The organism is Clostridium drakei, from assembly GCF_000633595.2.
GTDB classification, from domain to species: domain Bacteria; phylum Bacillota; class Clostridia; order Clostridiales; family Clostridiaceae; genus Clostridium_AM; species Clostridium_AM drakei.
Map to the genome: position 1 here is coordinate 120,382 of NZ_JIBU02000005.1, position 24,012 is coordinate 144,393.

General features: G+C 30.8%; 13 protein-coding genes and 4 riboswitches. All 13 genes read left to right on the forward strand.

Going from position 1 to position 24,012, the window contains the following annotated elements; all coding sequences use genetic code 11:
• Nucleotides 1–62 precede the first annotated feature (62 nt).
• Nucleotides 63–479 carry a response regulator gene (locus EG57_RS0203435; protein WP_029161336.1) on the forward strand — a complete coding sequence of 139 codons (417 nt, stop codon included), beginning with the start codon at nucleotides 63–65 and terminating at the stop codon, nucleotides 477–479.
• Between the two features lie 67 nt (nucleotides 480–546).
• A riboswitch (cobalamin riboswitch) is annotated at nucleotides 547–723 on the forward strand.
• A 315-nt stretch (nucleotides 724–1,038) separates the two neighbouring features.
• Nucleotides 1,039–1,218: riboswitch (cobalamin riboswitch) on the forward strand.
• A 189-nt stretch (nucleotides 1,219–1,407) separates the two neighbouring features.
• Entirely contained in the window at nucleotides 1,408–4,923 is a 3,516-nt protein-coding gene (locus EG57_RS0203440; RefSeq protein WP_032075882.1) for a cell wall-binding repeat-containing protein, read from the forward strand.
• Between the two features lie 90 nt (nucleotides 4,924–5,013).
• Nucleotides 5,014–5,203: riboswitch (cobalamin riboswitch) on the forward strand.
• Between the two features lie 224 nt (nucleotides 5,204–5,427).
• On the forward strand, nucleotides 5,428–9,330 hold the full coding sequence (locus EG57_RS0203445; RefSeq protein ID WP_108849497.1) for a cell wall-binding repeat-containing protein: 3,903 nt from the start codon (nucleotides 5,428–5,430) through the stop codon (nucleotides 9,328–9,330).
• A gap of 118 nt (nucleotides 9,331–9,448) precedes the next feature.
• Nucleotides 9,449–12,169 carry an Ig-like domain-containing protein gene (locus EG57_RS25345; protein ID WP_052037732.1) on the forward strand — a complete coding sequence of 907 codons (2,721 nt, stop codon included), beginning with the start codon at nucleotides 9,449–9,451 and terminating at the stop codon, nucleotides 12,167–12,169.
• Between the two features lie 145 nt (nucleotides 12,170–12,314).
• On the forward strand, nucleotides 12,315–13,253 hold the full coding sequence (locus tag EG57_RS0203465) for an energy-coupling factor transporter transmembrane component T (protein WP_052037733.1): 939 nt from the start codon (nucleotides 12,315–12,317) through the stop codon (nucleotides 13,251–13,253).
• A complete protein-coding gene (locus EG57_RS0203470; RefSeq protein ID WP_032075883.1) occupies nucleotides 13,234–14,859 on the forward strand; it encodes an ABC transporter ATP-binding protein in 1,626 nt (541 codons plus the stop codon). The genes EG57_RS0203465 and EG57_RS0203470 overlap by 20 nt, the downstream gene beginning before the upstream one ends.
• A complete protein-coding gene (locus EG57_RS0203475) occupies nucleotides 14,856–15,581 on the forward strand; it encodes an ECF transporter S component (protein WP_032075884.1) in 726 nt (241 codons plus the stop codon). The genes EG57_RS0203470 and EG57_RS0203475 overlap by 4 nt, the downstream gene beginning before the upstream one ends.
• The gene (locus EG57_RS0203480; protein WP_032075885.1) at nucleotides 15,568–16,323 is read left to right on the forward strand and encodes a DUF4430 domain-containing protein; all 756 of its coding nucleotides are present in this window, start codon (nucleotides 15,568–15,570) and stop codon (nucleotides 16,321–16,323) included. The genes EG57_RS0203475 and EG57_RS0203480 overlap by 14 nt, the downstream gene beginning before the upstream one ends.
• Nucleotides 16,324–16,373: 50 nt before the next feature.
• A complete protein-coding gene (locus EG57_RS0203485; protein WP_032075886.1) occupies nucleotides 16,374–17,603 on the forward strand; it encodes a prenyltransferase/squalene oxidase repeat-containing protein in 1,230 nt (409 codons plus the stop codon).
• Between the two features lie 31 nt (nucleotides 17,604–17,634).
• Nucleotides 17,635–18,321: an ECF transporter S component gene (locus EG57_RS0203490; protein ID WP_032075887.1), complete on the forward strand. Its 687-nt coding sequence runs from the start codon at nucleotides 17,635–17,637 to the stop codon at nucleotides 18,319–18,321.
• Nucleotides 18,322–18,453: 132 nt separating this feature from the next.
• Nucleotides 18,454–19,206: a DUF4430 domain-containing protein gene (locus tag EG57_RS0203495; protein ID WP_032075888.1), complete on the forward strand. Its 753-nt coding sequence runs from the start codon at nucleotides 18,454–18,456 to the stop codon at nucleotides 19,204–19,206.
• Between the two features lie 110 nt (nucleotides 19,207–19,316).
• A riboswitch (cobalamin riboswitch) is annotated at nucleotides 19,317–19,503 on the forward strand.
• Nucleotides 19,504–19,824: 321 nt separating this feature from the next.
• A complete protein-coding gene (locus EG57_RS0203500) occupies nucleotides 19,825–20,616 on the forward strand; it encodes a hypothetical protein (protein WP_032075889.1) in 792 nt (263 codons plus the stop codon).
• Nucleotides 20,617–20,786: 170 nt separating this feature from the next.
• Entirely contained in the window at nucleotides 20,787–23,891 is a 3,105-nt protein-coding gene (locus EG57_RS0203505) for a hypothetical protein (RefSeq protein ID WP_032075890.1), read from the forward strand.
• The last annotated feature ends 121 nt before the right edge of the window (nucleotides 23,892–24,012 follow it).

Genomic DNA, 24,012 nt, shown 5'->3' on the forward strand with positions numbered 1-24,012 from the left:
TAGGTGCTTATATAAATTCATGCTATTAGAGGTTAAAAGGGAAAGTGGAGGGGGGAATTATCATGTGTAAGATATTGATTGTTGATGATGAATGTTTTGAAAGAAAAACTTCTAAAATTATTATACAAAATGGAATGCAGCAGGTTGACATTGTTGGAGAAGCTTGTAATGGAAAGGAAGCTATTCGATTGAATGAAAAACTGAATCCTGATGTTATTCTTATGGATATAAAAATGCCAATATTAGATGGGCTACGTGCAGCAGAAATAATAAGGAATAGAGATAAAAATAAGGTTATCATATTTGTAAGTGCTTGTGAAGATTTTTATTGTGTACAAAAAGCAATAAAAATAGGAGCAAATGATTATCTGCTGAAATCTACTAGAACTGAACAATTAGTAGAAACAATAAGAAGACATATGTATCGTAATAGAGAATACTTTATGGATAAAGCTATGGAAATACATTGTCAAGGTTGACAAAATATTTTAAACTATAAAAAGATTGACATAATTCAAAAATAGATATACAATTATTATTGTAAAATTAAATAATAAAGTATTAGGTTTATTTATTAATTAAAAGGGAAAGTGGTGAAAATCCACTGCAGCCCCCGCTACTGTAAACGGAGACAAGTTCTATATCCACTGGAGAGGTATCTCTGGGAAGGAAGAATGAGGAAGACCCGTAAGTCAGGAGACCTACCTATTACTTTTGCTATAGTCTTTCGGAGGGAGAGAAAATGCATAAACAGTTATTATTTTAATATTGCTATATTTTGAGTTTTACTTGAAATTAGTTGTATTAAATGTAACAAAATATGTATTTATAATTGTTTATTAGAGACTTCGAAAGAAGTCTCTTTTATTATATAGTGTTAATTTAAATATATTTAATCCCTTTATAAAACTTAATTTACACTTACTTTTTAGTAAGTGTACCTTTTTTTGTAACATATAGGATCTAAATTTATGAAAAGATATATAAAATGTTGACTTATGTAAATTTAATGGATATAATGTAAATATATGATAAAAATTTAATATTATATTTTAGGGTGCTTCAAAATGAAGATAATAGGGAAAAAGGTTTAAAACCTTTACAGCCCCCGCTACTGTGAGTAGGTATGAAATCTAGTAAACACTGGCATGCCGCTGGGAAGTTTGGAGAGTAAATTGATCTATGAGTCAGGAAACCTGCCTTAAAATAATTAACAACAACTTCGGTGGGAAGTATGTGGTAATGTATGTTTGCATAAAAATTATATAGTTTATTATTTTCTATAAATAAAGACTATTAATGTTATGTAAATTCAATATGATAATATATTAACCTGCAGGTTGCTGCAGGTTTTTTTATATACTTATTTGTTAAAAAGTACACAATGAATTAAGGGGGATATTAAAAATGAATAGGATAGTCACAAGAGTATTAACAGGTGCTGTATTTATGTTAATAGTTTTAATTACAGCTTTATCACCCACTTCAATTAGTGCAGCCGCAGGGTCGGTTACAAGAATAGGAGAAGCTGACAAATATGCAACAGCAGCTAAGGCAGCTACAACAAATTGGAAAATTAGTGATAATATAATATTAGTTTCTGGTGAAGGGTATGCAGATGCAATAAGTGTAATACCATTAGCTAAGAAATTAGATGCACCTGTACTTTTAACTGAAGCAGGAACATTAAATACATATACAGCAAATGCTATAAGTACATTAAAAGCTAAAAACATATATGTTGTAGGGGGAAACACTTCAGTTTCACAAGCTATAAGAAGTGAATTAAAGAAGAACTATAACCTTATAGAATTAAATGGAGACAATAGATATGAAACAAATGTTTCTGTAGCACAAAAATTAGTTGAACTTGGAGTGGATGCGAGTAATGTAATGATGGTTGGTGGAGAAGGTTTTTCAGATGCTATTTCAGTGGCTCCAATAGCAGCCGCCAAAGGACAAATATTGCTGTTAGGAAACAATAAATCCAATTTAATGAAGTCAGTTCTTAATTTTATAAGCAATAATAAATCAAAAATTACTGTAATAGGAACAAAAAGTGTTATAGATGACAAAACTTTAAATTCTTTTAGTGGAACAAGAATTGATGGTGGACAAAATAGATTTTATACTAATTTGAAAGTTTTAAAATTATTTAAGGATAGTATTAAAGTGGATAAATTATATGTAGCAAATGCAAGTGGTGATGAATATACAGATGCATTAGTAGCTTCTTCTTTAGCAGGAAGAACATCATCTCCATTAGTATTAATAGATGAACAAGGAATATCAGCAACAACTAATGCTATGGCATATATTAAGACTTCTGCAGCTAAAAAAACTGAGTTAACTGTTATAGGTGGAATAAATACTATTTCAGAATCAACATTAAATGATATAAATAAAGCATTAAGTGATTGTGAAGCTCCAACAGGGGAGCTTACAGTTCAGTCAATAGAAGCAGTTAGCCTTAACCAGATAGAAGTTCATTTTAATACGAAAGTTGATAAGGATTCTTCTAAAAATGTAACAAATTATAAGATAGATGGAGCTCAATTGACATTTGCAGATGATTATGGAAAAGCAATAGATGAAAATAGTGCAGTGGCAACAACACTTGATAACAATACAGTTTTAATAACCTTAGCAAAACCAAGAAAACAACTTGATAATATAAAAATTTCAGTGAATAAAGGAATATTGACCTTAGATAAGAAAAATTATATAGATGGTTTTCAGCAGAAGGTAATGTTTTCTAATATTATACCTCCTACACTGAAATCGGTAACAGTACGAGGAAATAATCAAGTAATTGTGGAGTTTTCGAAAGCAGTCAATATGAAGAATGTTAATAGTGTAAAAAACAAATTTAAAATAGATGGATTGAATATTGGAAGTTACGGAATGAACAATGATTCAAATTTGACTAAGATTAAGAAACCCATGATAATGGGAGAAAAAAATTGGTCAGAAAAAATTGTGTTTTATTTCGATTCACCCCTTAAAAGTGGAAAGCATACTTTGGAAGTTTTAGATGGAGATGAAGATTTGTTAAAAGATGCTGCTGGATTTATTGTGAAAAAAGAAAGTAAGGATTTTTCAATAGACAGTAATAATACTATTCCATCAATTAAATCTATAAAAGAAGCTGAAAATGGAGAAGTGGATATTATCTTTGACAGACCAATGGACGCGAAAACAGCTAAGGATAAATCAAACTATGAAATAAATGGTAAAAAAGTATCTGATATAGATGGAGCTAGCATAAGCATCTCCAGTGGAGGAAATCTAATAAAACTTAAATATATAACAGATGATACAATTAAAATTGGTTCAAATATAGTTTATATAAGCAGCAATATTAAGGATGCTTATGGAAACAAATTGAATGATGATAAGAGAATAAGCTTTGAACATCCTAAAAATGAAATAAAACCAACTGTTACAAAGGTTACTGCAATTGATGGTGAAACTGTTCGTGTGCAATTTAATAAAATTGTTAATTATTCTTATGCTGCAAGCATATCAAATTATGAATTAAAAGACAGCAAAGGAATAGATATAACAGATCATATTGATAGAATATATAATTCCCAAAATGAGAACATTAAAAGAAATACAGATGTTTATGACATTAAACTAAAAAAGATAAATCCGCAGGATTCCAAAGATGATTGGAAATTAACAGGGGCAAAATATAATATTACAATTAAGCATATTATAGATACAGAAAATCCTTCAAATATGATGGAAGAATATACTGGTAGCTTAACAGGTACTGATGATACAGCACCAAATGTAATAGGAATATATTATAGGCAAAGTAAGTCTGAAAAAAAAGATGAAGTGGTTGTATATTTTAGCGAAGCTATGGACTCCAAAACTATTATTAATAAAGAAAATTATAAATTTATGAATGGAGAAGGAGTGAGTAAGTTATTACCACAAAATGCAAGCATAATACCAGGTGGGGATAACAAAAGTGTAACAATAGAATTTCCTTCAAGCTATAAGGTTAAAATAAATACTACAGAAAACAGTAATATTAACACTGGTATGAGCAATGATGTAATTAAAATACTAGTGTTCAATGTAAAGGATGAAGCTGGAAATTTATTAAATGGGACTTCATATTCAGATAGAATATGCATTAATACCTATGGGGCACAAGTAAAAGCTAAAACAATTAAGAGTTATTATGATGGAGATGATTTAAAGGCAGATATTCAATTTAACAGAAGTATAGAAAATTTAACTTCTAGTGATTTTACATTAGGAGGGATATCACCAACGTCTGCAAATTTTTCAGGGGATAAAGTAACACTTACATTTAATAATGGGTGTGCTGCTACGGATGATGAAAGAAAAGCAGTTCCAGTGATAAGCTTTGCTAATGGAAAAAGTAATAATAGTAAAAACACAACTAAAATAGATTTGATAAAAGCTCAAGGACAAAAAGCATATCTTGGAATAAGATCAGATGCTGAAACAATTGATGAAACTGGTGCACCTATAGCTAGTTTATCTGATAAGGAAGGTAACGATCAAAATACAATATATGATTATGAGACGGCTCCAGAAACTATTTCACGTTACTGGAGTGCATCAAGGGAGAAGAATTTAGGAAAGGTTTATATTACATTTGATACAGTATTAGATGAAAACAGTGGTATAGATACAAATGATTTTATGTTTGTAGGCGATAATGGAAAAAATTTGAAAGCTGATTCAGCAAAAGTAAGCGGAAATACCATTATATTTACATTTAATAATGGAGCAGATTTTAATAACAGAATTGGAGTAAGAGTTAAGAGTACATTGTCATCATCAATAAGAACTCAAAGAGATAATGCTGGAAATTATGCTAATTACGCACCATCGAATGATGATATAAATGAAAGAAGTGTAATTATAACATTTTAATAATAAAATTGAATGTGTAAAATACTATGTGTTGACTTTTTACAATTATAGCAATATACTGAAATAAAGGAATGTTAAGTAAAATATTAAAACTAAATAATAGTATTAGGTGCTGACATTTATTGAAAATGCAGTTAAAAGGGAAAGTGGAAGAACCACTGCAGCCCACCGCTACTGTGAGGATGATGAAACCTTATTATGCCACTGGATAATTTATCTGGGAAGACAGGGGAGTAAAATGAATCCGAGCCAGGAAACCTGCCTGATATTTGTTGATTCTTTCGGAGGGAAAGATATATACAAAGGAACGTTATCTGTAATAGGTAATGTTTATCATGAATGCAGGTGGGCTCTTTCAGGAGTCCATTTTTTTATGCAATTTTTACTTAATTTGTTAATAATGTAAATAAATAGAGAGGAGGCGGCTATGAAAAATATAATAACTTAAATATTTTGTTAAAAATTAATACTATACTTGAAAAAACTTAATAAGGGGGGGACGGTATGAAAAAAATATTTAGTAAAATAATACTGCTTCTATTTATGTTCAGTATTACTTTATCTAATATTGTTAACGTACATGCTAATGAAGCTATAAGCAAAAGTAGAATTTTTGGAAATGACAGAGTTGAAACTTCTATAAAAATAAGTGAAAATGGATGGCAGAATGGTACAGATACAGCTATCATAGCTCAAGGCTATGGATATGCAGATGCACTTTGTGCAGCACCACTTGCTAAAAAATATAATGCTCCATTATTGCTTACAGATAAAAGTGGATTGAATAGTGGAACTGTTAATGAGTTAAAAAGGCTTAATGCTAAAAACGTTTTCATAATTGGAGGGACTGGCGCTTTATCTTCAAACGTAGAAAATCAATTAAAAAATTTAGGAATAAATCATATTGAAAGATTATGGGGAAAGGATAGATATGAAACTTCTTTAAAGATAGCTGAAAGTTTAGGGGAAATAAATGGTGTTGTTGTTACTTCAGCAAATGGTTATGCAGATAGTTTATCCATAGCACCTATTGCAGCTCAAAAGGGGATGCCTATACTGCTTTCTGATAAGAATGGTCTTACAGATGGAATAAAAAATTATATAAAAGATAAAAATATAAAAAATACTTACATAGTTGGTGGCACTGGAGTTATAGATACAAAAATTCAAAATGATTTATCCAATGCTAAAAGATTAAGTGGACAAGATAGATTTGAAACTAATCTTGCTGTAATGAACGAATTTCAAAATGAATTGAAATTTGAGAAAATATTTATAGCAGAAGGAAATGGTGTATCTGGAAATGAATTTGCTGATGCACTTTCAGGAGCAGTTCTTGCAGCGCAAAGTTCTTCACCTTTAGTTCTCATTTATAAGACTATGCCGACTAAGACTGCAGAATTTATAAAAGCTAAGATGTCTAACAAGACACAGCTTATAGCTTTAGGTGGTGAGGCTGTAGTAGCAAATAATGTATTAAATGGATTAATTGATTTATTTAGTGGAAAAACTGTTTCTACAACACCAACTCAATCAACAACGCAATCTGGAGGTAGTTCATCAGGAGGCTCTTCAGGTGGGTCCTCAGGAGATAAAACCTTCACAATGACAGTTACTAAAAATAATGGTGCTAGTACAATAAAAACTTTCACTATGACCATGAACAAAGATAAAGCAAATGAAAATGCAATGGAATATTTAAAGAGTGTGGCTAAGGTAACTGAATTACAAGGACCAGGCTTCATAAATGGTATAGATGGACTTTTAAATGTATTTTTAAAGGATTTGCCAATTTCAGATAGAAAAGCAGGGTACTATGGTATTGATTGGTTTATATATTTAAATGGAAAACTTACGCCAGTAGGTGCAACTGGAGTATATCCTAAAGAAGGAGATACATTAAATTTTGATTATCATGAATGGGATTGGCATGCTTTAGTAGCCCCAGGAACTACAACGATGCCTTTAAATTTAGAAAGTGTTCCATCTTCAATTAAGTCAGGACAATCCATAAAGCTTAGAGCTACTTGTGTATATAGAGGTGTCTATAATGTAGCAGTAAAAGTAGACGGTAAGCAAGTAGCAGCTACTGATATAGATGGATACGCTACAATAGCTATAAATGCTGCAGGAACACACACAGTAACATTAGAAAAGGATGGAGCATCAAAAAGTAAAACAGTAACAGTTACTTCAAATGGACATGATGATCCAGATATAAATGATTTAGAATTGAATACATTAGGTCAGAATTATGATGGAAATGCTAGTGGAAATAAAAGTGAGATAAATGGCAATGTAATCATTTCTGCAAATAATGTTTCGCTCAAAAATGTAAATGTTGATGAAGAACTTATAATAGATCCAGGTGCAGATGGAAACAGTAATATTACAAACGTTACTGCAAGTAAGATTGTTGTAAAATCTGGAGGAGTAAATAGTATTCACTTTAGTAATGTAAAATCAGATTTTATTGAAATTAATAGCAGCAGTAATGTAAGAATTGAAGGAAAAGATGAAACTCAAATAAAAAATACACAAGTATCAAATAGTTGTGTACTCGATACAGTGGATTCTAAATCATATTTTGGACAAGTTACTGCTGAAAACAATGATAAAAATGATTGTGGTACTTTAGAGTTAAGAGGAAATTTTGCAGATAACATAGAGGTAAAGTCCAATGTTAAAATAGTTGCTTCAAGTACTGCTCCTATTCCTGAAGTTAAGGTGAATTCTGATTCAAAACCAAATGTAGTGCTTCAAGGTAAATTTGGAAACATTAATGTTGCAAAAGAAGCTGTAATAGAGGCTAATAGTGCTGAAATATCAAAAATTGATACTGATGCAGATGTCACTATAAAGCTTAATGATGATAAATCAACTGTAGGCAGTATTAAAAAAGCAAAAGATGTTAAGGTTGAATGTAAAGATAAAGATAACAAGGACATAAAAACTATACCAATAGAAGAAAAACAATCGGTTTCTGTATCAGGAATAACTTTGGATAAAACAGAAGCAGGTCTTGCTGAAGGAGAGACATTGCAGTTAACAGCATCAGTTCAGCCAGATAATGCAACAAATAAAAATGTAACCTGGTCAAGCAATGATGTATCAGTAGCATCAGTAGATGCATCTGGAAAAGTAACAGCAGTGAAAGAAGGTATAGCAACTATAACGGTAACTACATTAGATGGTAACAAAACAGCATCTTGTATTATGACTGTAACCAAGCAGAATCCTTCAAAGGACACTTTTACTTTACTAGTTACAAGGGATAATGGGACAACAACATTAAAAAAACAAACTATGACAATAGATAAAGACAAGAAAAATGAAAATGCAATGGAGTATTTAAAGAGTATAGCTGCAGTTACTGAATTGCAAGGCCCAGGATTTATAAATGGTATTGATGGGTTATTAAATGTGTTTCTAAAGGATATGCCTATAGAGGAAAGAAAGGCAGGTTACTATGGTATTGACTGGTTTATATATTTAAATGGAAATCTTACACCAGTAGGTGCAACTGGAGTGCATCCTAACGCTGGAGACACCTTAAAATTTGATTATCACAAGTGGGATTGGCGTGCGTTAGTTCCACCAGGAACTATAACAATGCCTTTAACTTTAGAAAATATACCAGCTTCTATTAAATCAGAAGATTCTATAAAGCTTAGAGTTACTTGTGTATTTAGAGGAGTTTATGATGCATCAGTAAAAGTAGATGGTAAACAGGTGACAACGACTGATATAGATGGATACGCTACAATAACTATTAATGGTTCAGGAACACATACAATAACAGTAGAAAAAAATGGAGGGTCAAAAACTAGGACTGTAAATGTTACTGGCAAAGATGTACCTATAGAATTAATCCCAGTAACAGGAATTAGCTTGAATGAGACAAATGCAAATCTAAAAGTAGGAGAAGTATTACAGCTAAATACAACAATACAACCAAACAATGCTACAAATAAAAATGTAGCTTGGATAAGTAGTGATGCAGCAGTAGCAACAGTAGATGAAAGTGGAAAGGTAACATCATTAAAAGAGGGAACAACAACTATAAAAGTTACTACAGAAGATGGTAATAAAGAAACATTTTGTATTGTAACAGTAACTAAAGGACAAGTTCCAACAACAGATACAAATCTTATCAATATACTTGGTGATGTTAGCTTAAATATAATAGAAACAAAAGAAGGCAATATAAAACTACAAGGAAATAGTAAGAACAACAGTGATATTATTGCTATAACTTTGTATGATGAGCAAGGAAATTTAAAATATATTAATCAGACAACAGGCTCTATAAATGTGATTACAAAACTTGCTTTAGGAAAATATCATGGATATATAAAATCTTCTAGCACCAGCATAGTTAATATAGGTGAATTTGAAGTTAAATAAATTAATTTAATATGGATAATTCTTTAAAACTATTCACTATATTTGTATATATAAATGTAGTGAATAGTTAAAGCATGAGTTATATCAAAATTAAATATCTTTTAAGAGGGGATGTAATATGAAAAACATCAAGGGGAAAATTATTTCTATATTCATGACTTTTATTATGTTAGTAAGTATATTAGGCATAAATGTAGGAAATGTTTTTGCAGATGAAAGTGGTAATAATATAAATATAGCAGTAACAGAGGTAAGTTTAGATAAAACAAAGTCAACTCTTGCTGAGGGAGATACAGTACAGTTAACAGCAACAATAGCTCCAGATAATGCAACAAATAAAAATTTAAAATGGTCAAGTAGTGATGAAACAATGGCAACAGTGGACACAACTGGGAAAGTAACAGCAATAAAAGAAGGAACAGCAACTATAACGGTAGCTACAGAAGATGGTGAAAAAACATCAACTTGCATTGTAGATGTTACCAAGAAACAGGTTTTACCAACAGATAATACTTTTACCATGTTGATTACTAAAGACAATGGAGCTAGTATAATAAAGACTTTTACTATGACTATTGATAAAGATAAGAAAAATGAAAATTCTATGGATTACTTAAAAAGTGTAACTAAGGTTACTGAATTACAAGGGCCAGGCTTTATAAATGGCATAGATGGATTGTTAAATGTGTTTCTAAAGGATATGTCTATTGAAGATAGAAAAGCTGGGTATTATGGTGTTGATTGGTTTATATATTTAAATGGAAGTCTTACACCTGTAGGGGCAACTGGAGTATATCCTAAAGCAGGTGATATCTTAAATTTTGATTATCACAAATGGGATTGGCATTCTTTAGTACCACCAGGAACTAAAACAATGCCTTTAAAAATAGAGAATGTACTATATTCTTCTATTGATTCTGGAACTCCTATAAAACTTAGGGTTACTTGTGTATTTAGAGGTGTTTATAATGTATCAGTAAAAGTAGATGGTAAAGAAGTTGCAACTACTGATATGGATGGGTACGCTACAATAACCATAAATGAAGTAGGAGAACATATTATTAGAGTTGAAAAAGATGACGCCTATAAAGAAAAGAAAACCACAGTAAAAGCAGCAGAAAATAAAGTAGTAGCAATAAACTTAAATAAAACAGAATCAACTCTTACTGAAGGAGAAATACTACAGTTAACAGCGGAAGTACAGCCAGATAATGCAACAAATAAGAATGTAACTTGGAAAAGCAGTGATGAAACAATAGCAAAAGTAGATGAGAATGGAAAAGTAACAGCATTAAAGAAAGGAACAGCAACAATAACAGTTACTTCAGTAGATGGACAAAAAACAGCAAGCTGCAATGTGATAATAAATGAAAAAAATCAAGAAAAAGTATCTGTAACTGGAGTTACTTTGGACAAAACAAATGAAAATGTATCAATAGGAGGAGTATTACAGTTAACAGCAACAATAGTCCCAGATAATGCAACAAATAAAAATGTAAAATGGTCAAGTAGTGATGAAACAATAGCAATAGTGGATGCAAATGGGAAAGTAACAGCAGTAAAAGAAGGAAATGCAATAATAACAGCAACTACAGAAGATGTGGAGAAAACAGCAACTTGTAGTGTAACAGTTACCAAAGTAGATACAAAAGACTATAAAAAATCTATGAATAGTCTTATAGATGGAATAAGTTCAACTGTGATACTTGATAATTGTGATGATTGGTTAGCATTAGGATTGAATAAGGTAGGAAAAAATGTCCCAGAAGGATATCTTTCAAAATTAGAACAAAGAGTAAAAGCTGCTACAAAAAATGGGGTATTAGATTTAGGAAATCCTACTGAATATGAAAGACTTACTTTAGCAGTATTAGCATGTGGAGGAGATCCTACTAATATTGCAGGTCAGAACCTTATAGAAAAAATATATAACAACAATAATATGTCTGATCAGGGAATAAATGCTTATGTATTTGGACTTATAGCTTTGCAAGCGGGAAACTTTAATATACCTAACAATGCAGTATGGACTAAAGAAAAACTAATTAACAAAATTTTGAGTTATCAAGAAGATGATGGATGGTCATATGGTGGTGGTTCAGCAGATCCAGATATGACTGCTATGGCTATTTCAGCATTAGCTCCATATTATAGTACAAATACAGATGTAAAATCAGCCATAGATATTGCAATAAACAGATTGTCACAAATTCAAGATGCTAATGATGGAGGGTTTGCATCTTATAAAACAAAAAATAGTGAAAGTTGTTCTCAGGTTATAATAGGTCTTTGTGCTAATGGAATAGATCCTACTACGGATGATAGATTTACGAAAAATGGGAAAAATCCAATGGATGCACTTTTGACTTTTGCAACAGGTGACAACAAAGGATTTGGACATGCAGATAATAATATAAATGCTATGGGCACAGAACAAGGATTAGAGGCACTAGCAGCATACAAGCTTTTTAAATTAGGAAAAGGATCTATATATTCAGGTTTTACCATCAAAGATTCAGATAGTAAAACTATGAAAATAACCAATATGACAACAAAATCAGAATTTAGTTTAGGTGATGATGCTAAAATATCTATAAAGATTGAGAATAATACTAATAAGGATCAAGATGCATCATTAGTATTAGCATTATATGACCAAAATGGTGAATTTGTTGATTATGTATGTGGAAACCAGACTATTAAAAAGGGAGATTCATCTATTTTAACTAGTATGTTAAAGCTTCCATCACAAGGAGTATACACATTAAAAGGCTTTGTATGGGATACTTTAGAGGCTATGAATCCACTTTCAGATGTCATAGAAATACATGTTAAATAGAAAAAATTTAAAGTGAATTTTAGAGAATGTCTATTTTATTAGTCATTCTCTGAAGTATTTTATCTAATGGCTGTCACCTATAATACTCACATTCTACTTAGATGAGAAGTATAAGAACCGCTTGATAAGGAAGTGAAAAAGGAAAATGTTGAAAAGTGAAAGTACAGTTTTAGTTAAGAAAAAAGATATGAAAGATGAAATTAAATACTATAAAGATTTTAAAGTATATCATGTACTGACAGCTACTCTTATTTTTATATCCATGATAATTATGATATTTTCTAATGACAATCCTGTAATATTGGCATCTGTTTATGTTTTTATTGTATCCATGATAATTTGTTCTAGAGAAAAACAGAAGTTTAAAACAGGTTTTTACTACTTTATACCAATTGCTGTTTTAATAGTAGTGATTAATATGTTTTTTGTAAGCTCTGGAAGTATTACACTTTTTTATCTGTTTCATAAAAGATTTACTTTAGAGGCAGTAGTATATGCTGTAGTTTTCTCTTTTAAGTTTTTAGCTGTTATATATATTTTTCTGATATTTGAAAGCATGATTGACACCGATAGAGCAGTATCATACTTTTCTTCAGTAATGCCAAAGTCAACACTCATGCTTATGATAAGCTTTAAACTTATACCAAGTATGAGAGATAGGTTTAAAAATTTAAAGGAGATCTATGAAATTAGAGGAGTAAGATTTAACAAGAAAAAATCTAAAGAAAAGACTGCCAGTTATATTCCTGTACTTTCAATACTATTGGAGGATTCTATGGAAGGTTCCTTTGCAATAGGAGAAGCCGCTTATGTAAGAGGATTTTTAAGTGGAAATAGGAGTGTTTATGAAAGACAGAAATTTTACATTAGAGATTACAAAATAATAGTATTAAGTATTGCTCTTATTGTATTTTATGGAATAGCAGAATTTAAAAATTGGGTAAAGTTTAATATATACGACGGAGTAACCATCATAAACTTTATAAACATTGGTATAGCTGGGATTTTTGCATTTGTTGTATGTATTACTTTACTTGTAATCTTTAATTGTGAGGAGAAAAAAGATGGCTTTTATAGAAATTAACAATTTAGAATTTACGTATCCTATGGAAAAAAAGAAATCACTTGCAAATATAAATTTATCCTTAGAGAAAAATTCCATTCTTCTCATAGCTGGAAAATCTGGTTCAGGCAAATCTACTCTTGCAAGGGCTATAGTGGGGACTGTTCCTAATTTTTATGGGGGAACTATAGGCGGTGAAATAAAAATAGGAGGAAAGTTTTTACAGGAAATGAAGCATAAAGAAAGGGCAAAAGAAGTAACCATGGTTTTTCAAGATCCAGAAAAGCAGCTTATGATGAATAAGGTACATAGAGAAGTAGCTTTTGGATTGGAGAATGTTGGAGCTGATGAAAAGGTTATAAAAAGAATGGTTTATGAAGCACTGCAATTTTTAGGAATACTCCATCTTGCTGAAAGAGATGTAACATCATTGTCAGGAGGAGAAAAGCAAAAGGTAGCAGTTGCGTCTGCTCTTGTATATATGCCTAAGTGCATAATTTTAGATGAACCTACTTCTCAACTGGACCCTTCGGCAGCAGAAGAGGTTATGAATTTAATAAAAAAAATAAATGAAGAATTAGGGATAACTATAATAGTTATTGAACACAGAGTAAACAGATGGTTTGATGCGGCAGACTCCATAGCTATTATGGATAAAGGAAGGTTAAAGTTATTTGGAAATAAAGAAAATTTTTATAATAACTGCAGTGAAGAACAATTTATTTTTATGCCAGATTATTTAAAATTTTTGAAAAGGACAAATTTTAAACTTATGCCCAAAAGTTTTAAGGAGGCTAGAATACAATTTTTAAATAGTGATATAAAATTTAAAAAAGAAGAAAGCATATTTAAAGAAGAGAATGCTGAAAATTTACTTAAAGTAAAGAAAATGAGCTGTAAATATTATTCTAAAGAAGTTTTAAAAGATGTAAGTTTTAGTGTAAATAAAGGTGATTTTATAAGTATAATGGGGGCCAATGGTGCTGGGAAAAGTACTCTTTTAAAAACCATTATGGGTATTAAGGATTATAAAGGTACTATAAAGCTTCATGATGAAAATGTAAAAGATATGGAGATAAGAAAAATAGCTAAACATATAGGATATGTTTCTCAAAATCCTAATGATTATTTGTCAAAAGACAGTGTATATGATGAAGTTAGATTTACTATGGATAACTATGGTGTGTATGATGATACCGTAATAGAAAAAGTTTTGAAAGATTTGGAGATATATGATATTAAAGATAAAAATCCAAGAGATTTAAGTGGTGGACAAAGACAGAGAGTTGCCATAGCATCTATTTTGGTATTAAAACCAGAAATAATATTACTGGATGAACCTACAAGAGGACTCGAAAGTGATCTTAAAGACAGGTTAGGAAATATATTAAAAAAGCTTAATGATCAGGGAACAGCAATTATACTTGTAACTCATGATACAGACTTTGCTAGTAAATTTTGTACAGGATATGTGATCATGTTTAATGGCAGAATTATAGCAAGAGGAACAAGAAAAGATATTTTAGGACAGGGTATATTTTATACTACATCCATTAATAAGCTGGTAAGGGATAAGGATAAAAACATATTTACTTTAGAAGAAGCCTTAAGAAGGTGCAGCTTATGAGAAAGCTTATAATTTTTCTTACTGCTGTTGTTATTTTCATTATAATGGCACTGACAGTTAAAAGTTCCTTTGAAGCTGGGGTATCTATAATTTGTACATTAAGTGTGTTTTTAATATTATTTATGAGTTATTTCTATTTTGAAAAATCTAATGCAGGTACAAAAGAAATTGCTGTTATTGCTACCTTAAGTGCTTTTGCATCAGTTTCTAGAATGGCCTTTGCACCTATTCCAAATGTAAAACCTGTAACCTTTCTTGTAGCATTAACTGGTTTTGTGTTTGGTCCTTATGAAGGTTTTTTAGTAGGAAGTACTACAGCTTTTTTATCTAATATGTTTTTTGGTCAAGGTCCTTGGACACCTTGGCAAATGTTTTCTTGGGGAGTAGTAGGAATCATAGGAGGTTTTTGGGGAAAAAGAAACAAAAAGGTATCAGCCATGAAATTCTCAATAGCCTGTTTCTTTCTTGGTGTCATGTTTGATTGGATTATGGATATACAATATGTGGTAGGGTTTGTAAGACCGTTAAATATGTGGACTTTTTTAGGAGGATATATGTCTGGTTTGACATTTGATGTTTTACATGGAGGAGGCTCTTTTATATTTTCGATAATTTTTTATGATAGCTTTCTTCCAGTACTACAGAGGTATAAAAGAAAACTAGATGTAAGCTATATCAAGGATAATAAAAAATTGGGAGGAGTTAGTTATGGACAAAAATAAAAAGAAATATTTAATAGCTTCAGTAGCTTTTATTATATTTTTTGTTATGTTTGTATTTGGAATTAAAGTACAGAGAATGTATGCAGAAACTCTTACAAATAAACAAGAAGCTGCTCATAAGGTTGAAAGTAAAGCTGATAAAACTAAAGCTAAGGCAGATAAAACTGTAAAAGATAATGCTAAAGCACAAGATGTAAAAAGTAATACTGATGCATCAGCTCAAACAGCTGCAAAAGTAGATGAAAGTAAAACCAAAGGAGAAGTTTCTAATTCTAGCTCAAGTAGTACAAGTACTTCACAAACAAATCCAGAAGTGAAAGCATCATCTAGTGCAAATGTCAAGGTTAAACAAGATGACCCTGATAGCCAAATGACTTTACAGATAATTGATACAGTAAATGGAAATAAAATGATTTTACAGAAAGACATAAGCAGTATGGATGGTGAAACAGTAGGATATATAACAGAAAGAATTTTAGATGATGCTAAAATAAAATTTAAAGCTACAGGGTCTGCATCTACTCTATATTTTGCTGCCATAGATGGTCTTGAAGAAAAGAAAGCAGGAAAATTATCTGGTTGGTGTTATTATGTAAAGAAAAATGGTGACTCTAGATTCCATAAACCTAATGTAGGAAGTGGTCAGTGGATATATCATAAAGGTGATGTAGTGGTTTGGAAGTATCTTGCAGATGGAATACATGATGGATATGAGGATGATTGGGGTAAAAGTAGTTTTTAAAAATGAAATCTTATAGAAATTTAAAATATATTAAAGAGGAGTGGATGTAAATGTCAAAGGGAAAAAGTAAATACGTATTTATAGCAGCAATAATTGCTTCAGTGATTTTTACCAGTGGTACTGTTAAGGCAAGAGAATTAAATAGAGAAACTACAGATGCTCATAAATCATGGAATTTAGAATTTAATCAAGATGTAGATTTTAATGATGAAGTTAAAAGTGACATAACTGTAGTAGATAGCAAAGGAAATGTCTTAGTTACAAATATAAGATTAGGAAATAGTAAAACTATAATAGTAGATTGCCCTAAAGAAGGATATAAAGTAGGAGAACATTATGTAATAAATATAAGTGATAAGCTTCGTTCTAAAAAAAATAAACAGTTAAAGGAAAATGTAAAGTGTAATTTTGTAATAAATGCTGCTGAAGATATTTATGGGAAAAAAGTAGATACTGCAATGAAGCTTGGAATAAATAAGATATTAGAGGAATTTAAAGAGGGTTCAGGAAATGATTGGGAAGCATTAATATTATCAAGATATGGACAGGAAGTTCCTGCAAAGTATTTAAGCAATCTGGAAAGTAATTTAAAAGCTTGTAATGGTATTATGGGTCAACCTACAGACTATGAAAGAACTACCTTAGCTTTAATGGCTATAGGAAAAGATCCTACTAATTTTAATGGATATAATTTAATAGAAAAAATATATAACAATGATGATATGCAAAATCAAGGTATAAATGCTTATATTTTTGCACTTATAGCTTTAGATTCAGGAAAGTTTAATGTACCTGAAAATGCTGTTTGGACAAGAGAGAAGCTTATAAATGAAATATTGAATGGTAGAACTGAAGATAAAGGATGGTCCTATGGTGGAGATACTGCAGATCCAGATATGACTGGAATGGGACTTATAGCTTTAGCACCTTATAAGGATAGAAGTGATGTGAAAATTGCTATAGATCAAGCAGTAAATAGGCTTTCTGCTATACAAAATGCAGATGGCGGTTTTTCTTCTTGGGGAACAGTAAATAGTGAAAGTTGTTCTCAGGTTATTATAGCTCTTTGTGCTAATGGAATAGATCCTACAGGAGATAAGTTTACTAAAAATGGTAAAAATGCATTAGATGGATTACTTCAATGTCAGGTAGAAGGTGGTGGCTTCTATCATACAAAGGAAACTGGATATAATACCATGGGAACAGATCAGGCACTTGAAGCACTTGAAGCTTACAAAATGTTTAAAGAAGGAAAAGGAAGCTTATATATTTTTAAATAAAAAAAGCATTTAAAAGAGAGGTAAGCTCAATATGAAAAAGCTTATAATTACTTTTACAGCAGTTATTGTTATATTTCTTATGCTAATAACATTAAATAAGGATATGCAGACGGGGATTTCTTTAATTATTACATTAGGAGTATTTTTTATACTTTTTATGAGTTATTTTTATTTTGAAAAATCTAACTCAGGTACAAAGGAAATAGCTATAATAGCAACTTTAAGTGCCTTTGCAGCAGTTTCTAGAATGGCTTTTGCACCTATTCCAAATGTAAAACCTGTAACTTTCCTTGTAGCACTTTCTGGTTTTGTATTTGGTCCTTATGAAGGCTTTTTAATTGGGAGTACTACAGCTTTTTTATCCAATATATTTTTTGGTCAAGGGTCTTGGACACCCTGGCAGATGTTTTCTTGGGGACTTGTGGGAATACTATCAGGAATATGGGGGAAAAGAGGAAAAGGAGTTTCTGCTGTAACATTTTCCATAGTATGTTTTGTATTTGGTTTTATGTTTGATTGGATTATGAATATATGGTATGTATCTGCCTTTATAAAGCCAATAAGTATTAAAAGTATTATAGGAGCATATATAGCAGGCTTTACATTTGATATTTTACATGGAGGAGGTTCCTTTATATTTTCCATAATTTTTTATGACAGTTTTTTACCAGTGCTGAAGCGCTATAAGATGAAGCTTGATATAAGCTATATCAAGTGAAGCTGATCAAGTGAGTCTTAGAAGAACTTATCCAGGCGCGTAGCAGTGCTTATCCCCCATTTGAAGAATATGGGGGTATTAGCAATGGTAGCGATCGGATAAATTTACAAAGAATTAGATGGGAGTTGAAATATGGATAAAAATAAAAAAAAATATGTAATAGCAGCATCAGCTTTTGTTATCTGTTTTATTTTGTTCATTTTAGCTATTAGAGTACAAAAAATGTATGCTAATAATGTTACCAATGAACAATCAACTTCTCAAAAAAAACAGAGTGATATTGGGAAAAGTGAAGATAAAAAAAGCATAGAAGTAAAAAAAGAAAATAAGAAAGCAGAAGATAGCTCCACTAAAACAGAAGCTGCTAAGAATAAAGAAAATAGCAATACAAAAACAAGCAGTACAGCCACAGCTGATATATCTGGTGAAGGAAGTTCAAAAACAAGTAATACACAGGAAAATTCAAAGGCTAATTCAGTTGTTAGTGAAAATATAAAAGTAAAGCCAGATGATCCAGATGAACAATATTCATTTCAGTTTATTGACACAGTTAATGGAAACAATGTGTTTTTAAAGAAGAATGTTGATAATATGGATGGTGAGACTGTAGGTTATATAACTGAAAGACTTTTAGATGAAGCTAAAATAAGCTATAAAGCTACAGGTTCAGTATCTACTATATATTTTGCTGCAATAAACGGACTTGAAGAAAAAAAAGCAGGAAAGTTGTCTGGATGGTGTTACTATGTAAGAAAGAAAGGAGAAAATAAGTTTCAAAAGCCTAATGTAGGAAGTGGACAGTGGATATATCATAAAGGAGATATCATAGTTTGGAAATATCTTGCTGATGGAATACATGATGGTTATTCTGATGACTGGATGTAGCAATTTAAATTGTCATAATAACATAGTTCACAATAATTTAATTAAAATTTGATAATTTGTTGACAAATAAGGGAAAATGATGTAATGTAAAGGTGTAGATAATTACAAATTTAATAGTATTTGGTACAGGCTTCCCCGATGGGAATTAATAGGGAAAGTGGTGAAAAGCCACTGCAGCCCCCGCTTCTGTAAGGATGATGAAAGTCACAATATACCACTGAAGGCATGAGTCTTTGGGAAGGTGTGATAAGTAAGATGATTCTAAGTCAGTAGACCTACCTGTTTCTATGGATATAGTGCTCTCGGAGGGAGAGATAAGTATCGAGCGATGTTGTGATTTTAGTTTTTTAAGCTAAAGCTATATTCGTGTCGTATATTAAGACCTTCGAAAGAAGGTCTTTTTTATGTTAACTAAAGGTGAATTTAACATAAATATTAAGATAAGTCAGCAAGCTTGCCTTTATATTAAAAATACCCTCAAATAATATGTCTTCTTACCTAATTTCCTATATAAAGGCAAGTATAAAAATATAACAGTTATATAGCTGAATAAATAATATGTGTACACAAAAAACAAATCTCCAAGAAAAAAATAAAATTAAAGGGAGCGTGTAAAAAATGATTAAAACACTAAAAAACAAATTATTTGCTACTTTGTGTGTGACAGCATTAACTTTAGGAGCTGTAACAGCTACATCCACTTTTAATAGTGTACAAGCAGCTGACAAAACTGTTTATGTGGATGTTGAAAAGAATGTAATGGGTCAAGCACCTATTTTACAACCAAAAGCAGTTATTCTTGATGATTCAAAAACAATTTATGATGCTACAAAAAATGCGGTTAGCTCTGATAATATTGATGGAAATACCTCAGGTTCTTATATAAAAGCTTTTAAGGATACTGCTAGTTTTAATTATGCTAAATATAAATATGCAAAACAATTACCAGCAATTGTTACTGATACAACTACAGCATATAATCAAAAAATTGTTTCTGATCCAAATTGGTTAAGAGAAAAAGAATACAATGGAATTTCAGGTTGGATGTTTACAGTGAATAATACAGATCATGATTCAAGCTATAATTATTATACTGCAGCTACACCAATATCAAGCTTGCCAAATGGAGCTGTAATACGTTGGGAATTTTCAATGGCTTGCGGATGCGATTTGGGAAATGCTGGATGGATGCCGGATGGAACAGTTACAAATGGATACTATAATTGGAATACCTCTTCAACTGGCCCATTTTTTACAAGAGCAGACAAGACAACTTTAATAAAAGCAATGGCAAACCATAGTGATAAAACAGACTCTTCTTACACTAATGCATTAAATGATTTAAAAAATTTGACAATTCAACAAGCTGCTGTGGATGATGATTATGATGCTAGCGGGGTTTTAAAATAATTTTAATGATTTAAATTATTAGTTTTAAATCTATATCGATGATATTGGCTGAAAAATATAAAATTCATACTTAAGTTTTAAATACTAGAGAAATGGGTTTTGTAAATTTAGATAATGGTCTGGTTATTATAAACTAGGCCATTATTTTGAATTGTGTAAGGGGGATATAAATGAAAAAATTTTTTAAAGCATTAAGTATAGAAATGATATTAGTATTTATTATAACTATATTTACACCCTACTTGGCTAGAGCGGATGGAGAATTAAGTCCATCTTTGAAGACTGATAGTTTAGGAAATTACATAGTGGCTACTGTAGATGATTTGAATACATTACGTAATGATATTGACAAGGGTATAGATTATTCAGGCAAAAATGTTGAATTAACTAAAGATATTGATATAAGTGAAGCTAAAATTTTAAATTCTTTTACAACAGATAATGCATTTGGTGGAAATTTTAATGGAAATTTTCATACTATAAGTGGTTATAGTGATGCTAAGTCTGGTTTGTTTTCAGTTGTTAGTAAAGATGGTGTAATATCAAATGTTAGAATTGATGCCAAGGTAGAAATTTATAATGGTAAAAATGAATCTTATGGGCTAATTGCCAATAAAGCTGGAGGAACAATTATTTGTTGTTCTTCAACAGGAAGCATCACAAATATTAGCAATCTTATTTATGAAGGAGGAATAGTTGCCGAAAATTGTACTGGAAGTGGAAATAACTTAGTAAAAGGATGTATAAGAGATTGTTATAGTAATATAATTATTTATAATAAATCAGAAGATGTAGATAATGCAGGAATCTGTGGAGGAATTTGTGCAGAATCTGGGAGGCAGTTGAATAATTGTTATTTTTATGGCAAATTTGAAGGCATTGGTGTCAAAGATAATATTGAAAATGCATTTTGGCAACCAATTGTATGGAATGATACAAATTTAGATGCAGGTGCGAAAGCTTGCATATATGATAAAGATTTATTTGGCGATTTTTCAGTAGATTTTTCCGGAAATGCTCAAGGATATACTACAGAGGATATGAAAAATAAAAATACATACACAACACTAGGTTTTGATTTTGATAAAATCTGGAAAATTGACTCTTCAAATGAAGGATATCCATATTTAAATCCAGAAAACACAAAAAAATCAGCAACAAAAGTTAATGTAGATGTAAAGATAACAGCTGAAGATAAAACTTATGATACTAATGTATCAGTTGGAGAAAATTTGAAAACTAAAATTAAGGATATAAAATTAGTTCCACAAGATTCTAAATATGCAGATTTAATAAGTAAATATAATGTTACTGCTGCTTATGATGGAAATGTGGCATTTTCAGCACCAACTATTGGAAATGTACCGGTTAATATTGATAGTAGTAAAGTCAAAATTACTTATGATCCGAATAACGATTATGAATTTGTTATTGGCAAGTTATTGCCTTCAAATGCAAAGTTATTAGATAATGGTACAGCAGTTCCTACAGAAGACAAGCAAAAAGAACAGATAGAGAATGCAAAAAAAGCAGAAGATATACTTTATAAAAAATTAGGTGTTGGACAAGGAGCTGTACCTAAATTTACATGGAGTGGAAATAAAACAAGTAAAGATGGAAAAGATGGAGGCGAAGAGGGGACTGTAGAATTAAATGATTATGTATGGGAAATATTTTCGTCTGCTCGTTCTGGATATACTGTGAGAGATGGCTTTTACGATGACTGGTTTAAAAGTGTACAAACTGGTTTGCAAAAAATGAAGGCTGAAGGAATAACTCCACAGGATGTAAAAATGACAGAATGGGACAAATTAGTTTTAGCAATTACTGCTATAGGATATGATCCAAGGGATATAGAAGCTTACAATTTAATTGATATTATTTCAAACCAAAATTATTTATCCATTTCACATCAAACTTTTTCTACACAATATGCTTTACTTGCTTTAAATTCTTATAATTATACAATACCTGATAATGGAAAACGTATTGATAAACAAGCATTAATTCATAAATGGGCTCAAGATTTATTAGGAAATAAGGATGATGAGGATTCTATTGCAGTGGGAAATGATGTTGGTGATATGTGGCTTATGACATTTCAACCAATAGCAACTTATTATGGAGTTAATGGTTATGATGATGTAAAACAGGCTATGGATTATGTATTCAATAGATGTTCAAATTCACAGACCTATAAAGGTTCATTTTATGGTGGATATAATGGTGATTACAATAATCCATGGACAAATGCCCAAGTTTATATGACCATTGGAATGGCAAAGGAAAAAATATTTGACAGTAAATATATAAAAAATGGTAATACAATGATAGATGCAGCATTAGAGAAGTTTGACATTAAAAATGGAACTACTCAGTATGATTCTACAATCTATGAGCCAGCACAGATATGTCGTGGAATAGATTCTTTAGTAAGATCTTATGAAGGTAGAAATTCAATTTTTGATTGTACAGATGTTAAGGATTCTACAGTATTAGTAAATAATGCTATAGAAGCACTGCCAGACAGTATAACTTCTGCTAATAAGAAAGAGGTTGAGGATGCTCAAAAACTATATGATGCACTTACTAATGCTAAAAAAGCTTCTATTAAAGATAATACTAAGGCAAAGCTTGATGCAGCAAAAAAAGCTTTGGATAATCCTATTCCAGATGTTACAGCTGCATCAGTTGCAGCAGGAATAACCAGTGTAACAGCACCATTAAAAAATGTAACAAATTTAATTTTACCAATAGTGCCATCTGGTTATAAAATAGTTATTAAATCATCAGACAAACCTGAGGTTATAGGATTAGATGGAAAAATAACACCACCAGATAAAGATACCACAGTTGCTTTAATATTTACAGTAACCAATACAGCAGATAACACTACAGCAGATACTGCAAGTATAAATGTAACAGTATCAGCTAAGGATGATACTGGTATTGATAAAACAATAGAAATTAGCAATTTGACACAAGAAAAACAATTTAATTTGGGAAATGATGCTCAAATAACTATACAGGCTGCAAATAAAAGCAGTGAAGCTAAAAATGTTGCTCTCATAGTTGGCATATATGACAATAATGGAGCACTTGTAAGCTATGGTGCATCACAGCAAAATATAAATGCTTCAAGTATTGTTAAATTAAGAGTTTTATTAAAATTACCCAATAAAGGAAATTATACAGTTAAAGGATTTATATGGAATGGACTAGAAGAAATGACACCTATTTCATATCCTATAGAAATACCTGTTTTGAATAAATAATAAATTAAACTCAATATTACAAAGGGCTGTCACACTAAGAATAAATATTACAACATGGTGAAACCGAATTTCTTAATGTGGCAGCCCAATTATTTTAAAACATAGAGATTAGGAGGGTTTT